The organism is Rhodohalobacter sp. 8-1, from assembly GCF_038150125.1.
Taxonomy (GTDB): domain Bacteria; phylum Bacteroidota; class Rhodothermia; order Balneolales; family Balneolaceae; genus SW132.
Map to the genome: position 1 here is coordinate 119,954 of NZ_JBBVMF010000012.1, position 13,585 is coordinate 133,538.

Annotated in this window: 8 protein-coding genes; 2 read left to right on the forward strand and 6 right to left on the reverse strand. The window is 43.4% G+C overall.

What is annotated here, in order from left to right; all coding sequences use genetic code 11:
* Positions 1-190: 190 nt before the first annotated feature.
* From ilvC to ilvB, 3 genes are all read right to left on the reverse strand, one after another.
* Positions 191-1,228, reverse strand: coding sequence for a ketol-acid reductoisomerase (gene ilvC, locus AABW11_RS13215; protein WP_340105586.1), 1,038 nt, complete (start codon positions 1,226-1,228; stop codon positions 191-193).
* Positions 1,229-1,455: 227 nt separating this feature from the next.
* A complete protein-coding gene (gene ilvN / locus AABW11_RS13220; protein WP_340105587.1) occupies positions 1,456-1,980 on the reverse strand; it encodes an acetolactate synthase small subunit in 525 nt (174 codons plus the stop codon).
* A 142-nt stretch (positions 1,981-2,122) separates the two neighbouring features.
* Positions 2,123-3,904, reverse strand: coding sequence for a biosynthetic-type acetolactate synthase large subunit (ilvB, locus tag AABW11_RS13225; protein WP_340105588.1), 1,782 nt, complete (start codon positions 3,902-3,904; stop codon positions 2,123-2,125).
* A gap of 464 nt (positions 3,905-4,368) precedes the next feature.
* Here ilvB and ilvD point away from each other — a divergent pair, with 464 nt between their 5' ends.
* Positions 4,369-6,048: a dihydroxy-acid dehydratase gene (gene ilvD / locus AABW11_RS13230; RefSeq protein WP_340105589.1), complete on the forward strand. Its 1,680-nt coding sequence runs from the start codon at positions 4,369-4,371 to the stop codon at positions 6,046-6,048.
* 449 nt (positions 6,049-6,497) lie between these two features.
* Here the strand turns inward: ilvD and AABW11_RS13235 are convergent, their stop codons facing one another.
* Entirely contained in the window at positions 6,498-7,064 is a 567-nt protein-coding gene (locus AABW11_RS13235) for a hypothetical protein (RefSeq protein ID WP_340105590.1), read from the reverse strand.
* Positions 7,065-7,135: 71 nt separating this feature from the next.
* Positions 7,136-8,272, reverse strand: a complete 1,137-nt coding sequence (locus tag AABW11_RS13240; protein WP_340105591.1) for a glycoside hydrolase family 3 protein — start codon at positions 8,270-8,272, stop codon at positions 7,136-7,138.
* Positions 8,273-8,641: 369 nt separating this feature from the next.
* Between AABW11_RS13240 and AABW11_RS13245 the strand changes: the two genes are divergently transcribed.
* Positions 8,642-9,379 carry a hypothetical protein gene (locus AABW11_RS13245; RefSeq protein ID WP_340105592.1) on the forward strand — a complete coding sequence of 246 codons (738 nt, stop codon included), beginning with the start codon at positions 8,642-8,644 and terminating at the stop codon, positions 9,377-9,379.
* A gap of 760 nt (positions 9,380-10,139) precedes the next feature.
* Here the strand turns inward: AABW11_RS13245 and AABW11_RS13250 are convergent.
* Positions 10,140-13,190, reverse strand: a complete 3,051-nt coding sequence (locus AABW11_RS13250) for a CHAT domain-containing protein (RefSeq protein ID WP_340105593.1) — start codon at positions 13,188-13,190, stop codon at positions 10,140-10,142.
* Between the last annotated feature and the right edge of the window lie 395 nt (positions 13,191-13,585).

Below are 13,585 nucleotides of genomic sequence, written 5' to 3' on the forward strand. Positions count from 1 at the left end.
ATGTTTGAATTTCTGCTTTAGAAATCCCTCCGCCAGCTGGCGGAGGGAAATGGATGTGAAAGTAGCCAAAGGCAGTATTTCATGCCGAGGGGTTTATTTCAATTTTCGACTCGGAAGCCTCTTCGGGCACACCCCTGATCGATCGCTGTATACTCTCGATCTGTCCCCTCTCGAGAGGGGATTGTCAAACTCACTCCGCGGTTTCAGCCTCTTTTTTTGATTCCGATTTCTTTCCGTCATCAATCCAGTTCATCATTGAGCGGAGTTCTTTACCAACTTTCTCGATCTGGTGATCGCCGAGGCTGTCACGCATTTTCTTCATGTTGGGCATGTTGTCGGCACTTTCTTTCATCCACTCTTTGGCGAATTCGCCTTTCTGAATTTCACCTAGAATATCTTTCATTCGTTTTTTCGTATCGGCATCAATGACCCGGTCACCGCGGCTGAGTCCGCCGTATTCAGCGGTTTCACTCACGGAATAATACATACCTTCGATTCCGCCTTCGTACATAAGATCTACAATAAGTTTCAGCTCGTGCAGACATTCGAAATAGGCGATTTCCGGCTGATAACCTGCCTCAACGAGAGTTTCAAATCCTGCTTTTACCAGCTCAGACGCTCCGCCGCAAAGCACAGCCTGCTCACCGAAGAGATCTGTTTCTGTCTCTTCTTCAAACGTAGTTTCAAGAACGCCGGCACGGGTTCCGCCAATTGCTTTAGAATAGGCGAGGGCAGTTTCTTTAGCTGTTCCGCTTGGATCCTGGTAGATAGCAAACAGGCAGGGTACGCCGGATTCCTGGGTAAAGACGCGCCGCACCAGGTGGCCCGGACCTTTTGGAGCCACCATAAATACATCAACATTTTCGGGAGGCACAATACCGTCAAAATGAATATTAAATCCGTGAGCAAAAGCAAGGGCATTTCCTTCTTCCAGGTTCGGCTCGATATCAGTTTTAAAAACATCTGCCTGGTGCTGATCCGGAATCAATATCATAATGATGTCACCTTTCTTAGCAGCCTCAGCAGTTTCAAACACATCCAGTCCGGACTCCGCAGCTTCGCTCCAGGACGAGCTGCTCTTTCGCAGTCCAACGACCACATTCACGCCGCTGTCTTTCAGGTTCAGTGCATGCGCGTGCCCCTGGCTTCCGTATCCAATCACAGCTACGGTTTTTCCTTTGAGGTGATCCAGGTTGGCGTCAGTATTGTAATAAGTCTTTGCTTTCATTGAGTTTGTTTGTGTTGGTATTGGGTTTTGTTCAATTGGTTGTTATAAGTCCCCTCTTGAGAGGGGAAAGGGATGTGAAAGTAGCCGAAGGCTGTCTTTCACGCCGAGGGGTGTGTTTCTATTTCCGATTCGGAAGCCCTGCCGGACACACCCCTGATCAATCGCTGAACGCTCTTGACCTGTCCCCTCTCGAGAGGGGAGTTCGTAATCGGTCTTAATAAATCCCATCACGCTTTCCCCTTAAATTCGCGTTTGGTGGCAACGGAGCCAGTTCTCGCCACAGAAGAAATACCATGTGGTCGAAGGACCTCAATCAATGCATCAATTTTGTCTCGGATACCGGTGACTTCGAGTGAGATTTTATCCGGGCTGAGGTCAATCACTTTGGCTTTAAAGGCTTGGGCAATCAGCATAATCTCGGTCCGGTTTTCTGACGAGCTCGCCACTTTAATCAGTGCAAGTTCACGTTCGATGAACTTTTTATTTGTCAGGTTGGTGACTTTTTTTACATCCACCACGTTGTGCAGAAGCTTTGTGATCTGTTCCACAATTTCCTCACTGCCGGTAGTGGTAAGGGTGATGCGGGCCATTCCCGGCTCGGCTTCAGATGCGAAAGTAATGCTGTCGATCTCAAATCCCTTGCCGCTGAATATGCCGATGATCCGGGAGAAGGTGTTTAAATTGTGCTTTACGAGCACCGAAAGTGTGTTTTTGGTAGAGTCTGAAATGGAGGCAATGGAGTTTGTACTCATTCTTGTCGGCTATTTTTTGTGCCATGGTCAGACATAGCATTTCTGTTGCTTGCAGCAAAATGACAGTTAGCAAGTGAGTTCATTTTAGTTTCATTAGGTTGAATTAGATCGAGAAATGCCATGTCTTTCTTTATTACTCTGTTCATTTCTGTGCTTCCTCATCAGATTCCACCATTTCGTCCAGCGCAGCACCAGATGGCACCATCGGGTAGCAGTTCTCAGTTTCTACGACCCGGAAGTCCATCATAACCGGCCCGTCATCAATTTTCATTGCTTTTTCAAGGACATCCCGCATTTCAGCCGGCGTGGTGGCGCGCATTCCAACGGCACCATAACATTCAGCCATTTTTACGAAATCTGGGTTGTTCTTGCCGAATACGGAGTAGCTGGTTCGGTTTTTATAGAAGAGCTGCTGCCACTGCCTTACCATACCGAGGCAGCTATTATTCATCAGGGCGATTTTGATAGGAATCTTGTACTCAACGGCCGTCATCAATTCGTAGGATGACATCTGGAATCCCCCGTCGCCCGTTATACAGACCACATCTCGGTCCGGACAGGCAATGGCGGCACCAATTGCAGCAGGAAATCCGTATCCCATCGTGCCGAGTCCGCCCGAGGAGATCCACGATCGCGGGTGATTATACTGGTAGTGCTGAGCCGCCCACATCTGGTGTTGCCCTACATCTGTAACGACAATGGCATTACCATGTGTAATTTCAGAGATCATTTTAACCATGTGCTGCGGGTAGATCTTATCGTCAGCCTTTGGCACTTTCAATGGGTGCTCTTTTTGCCATGTATGAATTTGATCCCACCACTCGTCGATGGAGGGTGATTTAATCATCTTATCCATCACAGGAAGTACCTGCTTCACATCGCCAACAATCGGAACTTCAGTCGGCACATTCTTGCCGATACTTGAAGGGTCGATATCGATATGAATTTTTCTCGAGTTCTGGGAGAAGCCATCAAGTCGTCCAGTGACCCTGTCATCAAAGCGGGCACCTACACAGAGGAGAACATCACAATCCGAAATCGCCATGTTGGCGTACCATGTGCCGTGCATGCCCAGCATTCCAAGGGATTGAGACTTCGTTTCAGGGAAACCGCCAAGGCCCATTAAAGTCGTTGTGACCGGAATGTTGTGACGCTCTGCCATAGCCGTAAGCTCTTCCCATGCCTCGCCGAGAATCACACCGCCACCAGCATAGATCAGTGGCTTTTTCGCTTCACTGAGCATTTTAGCTGCTTTCGCTATCTGCGTGTAGTGACCCTGAGTAGTGGGTTTATAGCTTGGGATTTGCACCGTTTTCTTGCCAGTATATCTCCCTTCAGTGTTGAGCATATCTTTTGGAAGGTCTACCAATACAGGGCCTGGGCGCCCGCTGGTGGCAATATGAAACGCTTCACGAAGACAATGCTCCAGTTCATTGACATCACGCACAAGGTAGCTATGCTTGGTGATGGGGCGGGTAATTCCTACAATATCTGCCTCCTGGAACGCATCGTTGCCAATTACACCGGTGGGAACCTGGCCGGTCAGTACTACAAGGGGAATGGAATCCATAGCTGCAGTCGCGATCCCGGTAACAGTGTTGGTACCGCCGGGGCCTGATGTGGCCAGAACAACGCCTGCTTTGCCTGTCGCCCGCGCATACCCGTCAGCAGCGTGGGTGCCTGCCTGTTCATGGCGGATGAGGTAGTGATTAATGTCGTGACAATCGAAGAGCTGGTCGTATATCGGCAGAACTGCTCCGCCGGGATAACCAAACACAGTGTCGACACCAATATCGGTGAGGGTTTTGATTAAAATTTCAGCACCGTTGAAATAAGATACATCCTCATCGGGAACCGTGGATTTAACCGTTTCGAGATAAGTCGAGCGATTGTCAGAAGCAGTTTGTTTTTTGGCAGGTTTCATTGGCATAGAGATATACGTTTCCTGCCGGAGGTCAAAATTTAGGATGTATTGAGGAATCTAAATTCTAATCTCCGGCTGTTTATTTAGCTCAGAATTAGAATTAGAATATTAATTAGTAGGATGGATAGAATAGATAGACCAATGATATCAAGGTCAATATCTAAATCAGAAATCGATAATACTAACAGATTAGAAAAGCTCGTATGTTCAGCCACAGCAATCTCTCCACTGCCGTTGGGTCGGCTTGAAAAATTTGGAAAGTTTGTGTGTGTGGTAGACAAAATGTATATCTGTTTAATTTCTACAATCAGTATAGAGATATGAGTTTTAGCTGTCAAGAAAAATAATTACTATTTATTGCATTAATATATGATTACGTATAGGTGTTCTTTAAAAGCGCTTTCATAAAATGTATATAAATCATCTAAACTCAATAGAATCAGTAGTTAAATAAACCCGTATAAATGTTAGAAAAATTAAATAAATTCAGCGCAAGACTTACAGAATCCCAATCTCAGGTGGGGTCTAAAGCGATGTTATACGCAACGGGCTTGAGCGAGGACGACATGAAAAAGGCCCAGGTTGGTATTGCCTCCACCGGCTGGGATGGCAATCCTTGCAACATGCACCTGAATGATTTGGCCGCTGTAGCTAAGAAAAGCGTTTGGGAGAATGAGCTTGTTGGTTTTATGTTCCATTCTATCGGTGTGAGTGACGGGATATCGATGGGAACACAAGGAATGAAGTTTTCACTGCCGTCCCGAGATATTATCGCCGACTCTATTGAAACAGTGATGAACGCGCAGTGGTACGATGCCAATATCTCGGTAGTAGGGTGCGATAAGAACATGCCCGGCGCCGTAATGGCGATGGGACGGGTAAATCGTCCCTCTATTATGATCTACGGCGGCACGATCCGTCCTGGGAACCTGAACGGAGAGAAGCTCGATATTGTCTCGGCATTCGAATCGTACGGAAAGTTTCTATCGGACGAATATACCGAAGAGCAGATGAACCGGGTGCTGAAGCATGCGTGTCCCGGTGCAGGTGCTTGCGGCGGGATGTATACAGCCAACACCATGGCCTCGGCTATTGAAACGCTTGGAATGAGTCTGCCTTACAGCTCATCGATTCCGGCAACACATAATGAAAAGATTAAAGAGTGTGAGCGTGCAGGCGATGCCATTCGGGTGCTGATGGAGAAAGACATCAAGCCGCGGGATATCATCAACAGGAAATCTCTGGAGAACTCGATTACAATGATTATTGCTCTTGGCGGATCCACAAATGCGGTTATGCATATGCTGGCAATTGCCCATGCCGCCGGTGTTCCGTTTTCGATCGATGATTTTCAGGAGGTAAGCAACCGGACTCCGTTCCTGGCCGACCTGAAACCCAGCGGGAAATATGTAATGGAGGATCTTTACAATGCCGGAGGCGTTCCCGCTGTTCAAAAACTGTTGCTGAAAGAAGGGATGCTTGATGGCAGCTGTCTCACCGTGACTGGGAAAACGCTTGAAGAAAACGTGGCCGACCTGCCGGGCCTGCTTGAAGAACAGAAAGTGATTTACCCGGTATCGGAACCGATCAAACCGACAGGGCATTTACAAATTCTATACGGCAACCTGGCCGAAGAGGGATCTGTGGCCAAGATTACCGGGAAGGAGGGGACCAAATTTTCCGGTACCGCCAAGGTGTACAATTCTGAAGAGGAGAGCCTTGTTGGAATTCAGAACGGTGAAGTGGAAAAGGGCGATGTGGTGATTATTCGCTATGAAGGCCCCAAAGGCGGACCGGGCATGCGGGAAATGCTCTCCATTACCGCTGCCATTATGGGGGCCGGACTCGGCAATGAGGTGGCCCTGATTACCGATGGTCGTTTCTCCGGCGGAACCCATGGCTTTGTAATTGGCCATGTCACTCCCGAAGCGCAGACCGGCGGACTCATCGGCCTGGTAGAAAATGGCGACACCATCACCATTGATGCCGATGATCGATCTATTGATGTAGATCTGACTGAAGAAGAGATCGAGAAGCGCCGAAAGAACTGGACGGCCCCAACGCCAACCTTTACCACAGGTGTGCTGAGGAAATATTCGAAGACGGTATCGACGGCGAGTTTGGGGTGTGTGACGGATTTGTAACTCACTTTAGTCCCCCTTTCAGATCAAATGAGAGGGGAGACCTTGAAATTTCCGTGGTGGCTGACACGTAATTTGAAGCAACCCTCTCTCTCAAACTGCGTGAGTAGGGATGGAAAAGGAGGTAGGGAAATTGGTAGAATTGGAAGTGATGAAAATTTCAATTTTGCAAAAATGCAGGTTTTTAAAACTTAACCACTTAATGTCTTTTGATTATGAAGCCCTCTGCATCAATTTTGAATAAGATAATAGATTGCTCTGCAAAACCGTGCTTTTGTCAAATCTCTGCTTTACTATGACATCGAAATCCTCACTTGAAGTAAGTCCGCTCTGGTTCATCAAACAGCTGTTGGGCTTGAAGTATAGCAAAATTCCTGGTTCTGCAAAGCCTGTTAATTATCGAACCTGAGTTCAAATTATAAAAAGTCAAACAAGTAATGGACGACTGAAAGTTAATCAGGTATTCGTTTCAAGATCTGTTCAATTTGCCAAAAATGCCGGCGTTGATGGGCATCAATGATGATTAGGAAGTCAGTGAGTGACATTTTGTAAATTTTAATCATCGGATGGGACGCACAAACTTTATCAAGATTCCATCGTTCACTTTTTGCGTTGCCGAGAAAATCAATGATGTTGTCCTGTATCTCAATCAGCTTGTGAAAGGTTTCGGCAGGATTCAAATCAACAGTTGACGGAAACATTGGCTTGAACGTTTTGACACCAAATTTGTAGGGCGGTTCAAGAAATGAAGCAATCTTGCGAGACATCCATTTTGGTGAAAAAGATTCACCATTTACCGGGATTGTGCTGAAGCTGTCAACGGCTTTATCCATTTGTTCACAGTATAATGTGTTGAACCGAATAAGATGCTGGCAAACTTCAACACAGCTCCATGTTTCAGGATTGAGTTTGAAAATAACAGTATCTGTATCGAGGCTGCCATATTCATTGATAACAGTCTTGGCTCCCTCAAATTTTTCTGGAAGCGTGTCAATCGAAATCGTCTTAGGTATAGACATGTTGGTTCGTCTAAATTTTTATAAATCAATAGCCTGAAAAATGGTTGATTAGAGTTGCATCAGAAAATCATTTAATCAGTTAAATCAAGCATACGCTTTGTTTCCAATATCCGTCTATAGGCTTCATTAATTCGCTGTTCAGAAACTGAACCGTTCTCCACGAGTTTCAGGATAATATTTATAGCGTCTGGAACGATATCTGGCTGGTAAACGGAATTATTTCCAAAAACCAGCATGTCAACACCGGCATTTAAGGCGTGTTCGATAGAAAATTCTAGCCCGTAATAAGACCGTATGGCTTCCATCTGCATGTCATCTGAAAACAGAATGCCGTTGAATCCGATTGAGTTTCTTAATAATCCCGTTTGGATTGTATGTGAAAGTGTGGCCGGAAGCTCTTCATCAAGAGCTCTGTTTAACACGTGGGCAGTCATCACACCAAAATGATATCCTGCCTCTGTAAGACTCTTATAGGGTTCAAGTTCCTTATCAACCCAGGTACTAGTTACATCGGCCATTCCCACATGCGAGTCATTCCATGCACTGCCGTGGCCTGGGAAATGTTTGATGACTGGCAGGATATTTCGCTGCTGATGCTCTTCTATTACAACGGATGCATGCTTTGTGACAAGAGCCGGGTCGGCACCGTAACTTCGCTGAATGGATCCAATAACCGGGTTATCCGGATTTATATTTAAATCTACAACAGGAGCAAAATTTATATTAAACCCAAGGTCGTTCAGAAGCTCAGTTTGCTCTTTGGCATACATCCGGGTGGTGTCGGGCTTGTCTAATTCACCCAGAAATTCTGCTGACACTGTTTCGGGAAATCCACGAGTCGGTTTAAGGCGTGCCACCCGCCCGCCTTCCTGATCAACAGCAATAAGCAGCGGGGTATCGGCAAGTTCCTGCAGCGAAGCGTTAAGAGATTTAACCTGGTTACTCGATTCTATATTTCGAACAGGCCGGCCAGTCGGGACATCAAAATCAAACAGAATAACGCCGCCAAGATTATATTGAGCTATGTCTCTGTGAATGTGTGATGTATCTGCAAGCTGGTATCCCCTGAAGCCGATCATAAGAAGCTGCCCAACCTTCTCTTCAAGTGACGGGCCATTCGGCACATCTGTAGACTGACATGAACTCCAAAAAGGAGTAGTTAGTAAAAACGGCAGAACAAAAAAGATTAAAGTTCGCTTGTATGACATTATAATGTGTTTTAAATGGGATAGCTGAAACGTTTGAAAAGGTAACTAATAATTAGTTGATTTTGCACCTGATCAATGGAAAGATGAATTGAACTGATAAGTATAATTCTGAACGTGCGATAGCTCTATATTAAGATTTTTTAATGTAACATAAGCCGTATTCAAGACTCTTGTTAATAGTTCAATTGCAAAGGCATTGCACAATGTGTCATAAATAGTAACAAATGAGTTACTCAGGCATTATGGATCAAATATATTGAAGTTCGCAGCATGATTTCCCATATTCAGGAACCGAAAATGGATCGACCTATTGTTTAAGTGTTCAGGCTGCGGGTGGAGACGAAACATAAACAACCAAAACAAAATTTTATGATTGAGAGCAACCGTAACAAAGATCTGGAAAAAAGGATCGAGGCGTATGTAGATGGTAATTTGTCACCAAGTGAAATTGACGAATTGTGGGCAGAATTACTCGATAACGAGTACTACTACGACTATATGAAAAGTGTTGCCAGTTTGAAGAAAATATCTGAAGACAGGGAAAGTGAATCAAAACTTCAAAGAACCGAATCGCAGAAAACGGTGTGGTTGTCAGCTGCAGCAGCAATTTTACTGATGTTTGGAGCAGCCACCATATTCAATATCAGTACGGAACCTTCAGAAACCGTATCACCTATATCTTCTATCGAGCTCGATTATTACAGGTCGGCAGATGGTAATGTAGCTGACGACGTAAAATCAGACGTTGTGCGGCAGGCAATCTCAACAGCCAATACCGGTGATGTTGCAAAAGCACTGAGCCTTATCAACGAAGAGCTCCAGAAGGACAATTCAGAATATAAAGAGGCTGAACTTTTGATTACGTCAGGGTCCATCCTTTACAATTCGGGACGATTCTCGGAAGCAATTAGTCGATTTGAAACAGCGCTTGAGATCGATTATGATGACATGATGTTGCGCGAAAGAAACTACTGGTATCTTGGCAATGCCTACTTCCAGGTCAATAAACTCGACGAAGCAAAATTTGCACTTGAGCAAGCTTTCGAACTCAACGGCGCATACAGCAGAGTTGCCCAAAGTTATCTGAGAGCATTATCAGTCAGGTAAACGAGTATTGAAAGTAATAATATCTATTCTGTGTTAGACACGGGCAGTTTGGTTATCACCAGGCTGCCCGTTTTTTTATTGAAGGATGTTTTGAGATATACAAATGAAGGGCACCTCCGGAGAATACCGCTCATCTGTTAATTTGTTGGCTACTTGCCACAGCGTATCAAACAATCTATGATGTGTATTTAGAATAATAATTTAGCTTGATGTGCGCACCCGTTTATGTGAGTCTATCCTATTCGCAAAATTCTTCTTAAACCTAAGCACATCAATTAAAAGTAGACTGATGACGTTGCAAAATTTGTCAGAGTGAAGTATGACAGACTCACTATGAAGTAAAATCCAAAATATCTGAGAGGCTTTATTCAACAAATTAGCGCTGACCTTGTATTGATATCGTGCAGGTATCTTATAGCCTGCCTTAGGCGTTGCAATTATTCATTGGATTGGCTTGGTATTATTATTCTCGCAAAACGCAGTGTCCACGAATAAACCAGGAAATATATATTGAGAAGATTTGCGCCAGGGAAAAGTATTATCTTTTAAAAATCTGGAGGCCATGAGTTGTTGGTTACTCCGGAATGAGCAGTGCAAGCAGGGGCGTGAAGTAGTTGTAATCAAAAGGTTGGTTAGTAAAGTTACTGAGTCGCTGATTCGTAATCCAAGGCACTATTTCTTAAAAATTGTGTCAGTCATCTTTGTAAGGTTGGCCTGGTAACAAGAACGGTTTTAAATTTTGAGGAATATATAAGTTAGCCTATGCAACTCTCTGGCGAGTACGGGATACAAGCAGGAAGCCTGCGATAAAGACAAGAGCTACCAACCAGTTGCCAAGATTTGCTCCGCGCTTTTGAATCAGAGGCTCGTTGCTGCCGTTTAGAATATAAGGCCCCCAAAAATGAGGATTGGCATTACTATTTTTAATGAAATCAATTTTAGTCAGTTGCAAAGCCCTTGATTTTGTTTCACCGGCGTTGATATGCGTATAGAATATATTTGCAAATTCAGCTGCAAATTGATCGTTTACAGACCATGCATTCAGAATAAGGCTTTTTGCCCCGGCATAGTGAAGGGCGCGGCTTATGCCCATAATGCCGCTGCCCTGGATTGCCCGGTCGCCGCCCGACTCGCAAGAGTTCAGCATAATAAGTTCATTATTTAAATTCAGATCGAACAACTCGTATGCAAAAATTTGATTTGTTTGATCGCCGGATTCAGAATCAGGAACGAGGTGAATACGCGAAAACAAAGGATCACTTTCAGAAATCTCGCTGTGAGTTGCCATATGAAGAATTTTGCTATTACCTGCAGCCCGCCTGAAAGATTGCGGAGTAGCATTTAGTCCGGTGTATTCTTCTTTCTGTGAAAAACGCGAAAGATTCTTTGAAACCGATCGAATTTCATCTGGGGCGCGGGGCAGGGTAATCAGGCTTCTTCCGGTAGATTCATTCTGAAAATCGGCGACTCCGAAACCCGAAAAATCCCGTTCATATTCCCTCTCACCATCATTCTTCTCAAAGATCTCTCCAAGATGATTAAGGTGGCGTATATCAATTTTTTCCACAAGATATTCTGCAGACCCATAACTGAACGGGGACTCAGGCTGTACAAGCGGTAACACATCTATAGGTAACTGATGAAGATAACCGTCTGCCATCATAATGATGGAGGTTACTGGAGAAGGAAGAGATGTAATGCCAATCATCTTGCTCACTTCAAACAATAACTCGAGATCTGTACGGCCTGTGATCATCGATTGAATGGCCCCTTCAAAAAGATCTTTCCGCTCATTCGTCAGTTCTAATTTTTTAACAGTAGCAGTAGAGGGGGATATCTCACTGATGTAGTAGTTATTATTGATATTGGTAACATGAAGTAAAATCTGGCTACTTGATAGGGAACGCTGAACACTCCAGATTGGCCGTTCTGTATTAACATCGGTAAGACTTCGATCTTGTTGATGAAGTTCTCTTTTTTGAGCCTGAAGCCGTTCAATCTGAGTATTGAGTTCAAATTTTTCATCGCCGGTAGCAGTAAATGCACGGCTGCGCAAGATTTCCATCTTCCGGGTAAGCTGGCGATCTTTTGCCAGTTCTTCTTCGCTGAGCTGTTTAGACGTGATCAATGGATTTTGAAGCATTGACGCATCATTAATCGTTTTAACGCGGTCCAGAAGCTGGACGGCTTCTTCAAATTTATTGCGCTCTATTAAGAAATCTGCATACGATTCAAAAAGCTGTAAGTATTCACTTTCTACGGTCCAGTAGCCTGTTTCATAATCCGCAGAGTATCGTGCACGCTCAAGGACCAGTTCAGCGGTTTGATTGTAACGCTGCTCTGCACGCGCGAAATCGTCATCTTCATGCGCCAATTTTGCCTCAATAATTTGAGCAAGTGTTAATACAGAAAAATCAACAATTGATATATCGTGACTTTTGAATTGGGTTAACAGTCGCTTGGCGTCACCGAAGTTTTTACGTTTAAGCTCGAGTTCTGCAACTTCAATTGTTGCTTCTAAAAATATTGACGGATCCGACTGTGCTCTGCCAATGTCTACAATCCTATTTTGAAGCTCAATGCTTTTATCAATATTACCCTGTGCATTAAGAATGTCTGCCTTTTCACTGAGTATTCTTATAACAGTTCGGTTTGATGTATTTTCTCTTATTAATGATTCAGCTTTATTCAGAAGGGCGAGGGCCTGTTCAAAATTTTTATTTGAATCTTTTTCAAAAACTGCTTTTGAGATGTAAATGGAGATCAGGTCATCAGTATTAGAGATTGATTCTGCCAGCTCAGCAGCCCGGTTGATGTAGCTAATGGCAAGTGATGGATTTTGGTTTTTCCGGTAGAAGATGTGCAGATTATTGTAGATTTTTATCTGGTGATCGTAGTTATCGTACGTTTTAGCATGCTCCAGTGCCCGCAACTGAGTTTCAACATATTTGCCGGATTCCCCGGTTTTGAAATAAACGAGGCTCAAATTGTTATAAAGCCGGGTGAGATTTACATTACTCAGATTATCTGACCATTGAAGGGCATGTTGAAATACTCTCCGGGCCTCCTGGTATTTTCCCAGCATATACAAATACCCACCGTGACTGGAGTAAATTTCGTTCAGTCCACTCTGATCCTGAAGGTACTCTGTGAGGGGGATAGTGAAATTTCGCTGCACCTCCAGGCTCTTGTCAATATTTCCCGTTTGATACATGACATAATCGAGGCTCCAAAATAGGTTTCTCTTAGAATATGAATCCGGAAATAATTTGAAATCAATAAGGTCAGAGTAGAATTTATCAATAGATTGAAACTCGTTTAAATTATAGTATGCATAGAAAAGTGCAGCCAAGTATAATTCATTTTCAATAGGGATTAACTCATGTTCAGAATATTTTTCATTTTTGAATTCAATGATGTAGTCAAATATACTGCTGTCAACTACATTTAATGTTTGAGTGTACTCGGCTAAATAGAAATACAAAGAAGGATTATTCGAAAAAATTTCATCAGAAAGATCAATTTTTTCATTATTCACTATTTTTTTATTTATCTCTTTTAACTCATATTTATTTGAATTTAATGAGTAGAAGTGATCAAAATGTTTGTTTCGATAATCTTCAGACGCTTCATTCAATAGATATACTAGGAGCATTTTTTCATCAGAAAACTCAAATGCTAAACCTCGAATAGAATTTCGTGTAGATGTAGGATCAATCGCATCATTTAACTTAATATTCTCAATATTATTGAGCAGTGATCTTTTCTGGATATCATTAGATGAATGGTAAGAAATTACAAAAGACCACAATAAATCGGACTCTATTGATTTATTAGAAGATAATAGACTGGTATATATTTTTTGTTGCTCTGAAATCTGAGCAATGAGAGTTGCAGATGAGCAGAAGCATATAAAAAGTGTTAAAAGTAGTATTAAACTCTTTTTTGTAGCGTAAGTTTGCATCTCAAGAATTGAATGTAATATCCTATTTATGACTCAAAAGAATTTATCGACCGAATACTTTATATTATTAATAAATAAGTTGATATCAATTATATGCTCATCCAGAATAAAGATTCCTAAAGAAAAAATAAAAAGACCACAGAAGTTAGTCGAGAGCTCCGCCACCTGTTGTGGGTCGATCAATGATGGGATCCATGTCGTCGCCGTTGGTATTCCAGAAAGATCCTTCGGTAGAGGTAGTT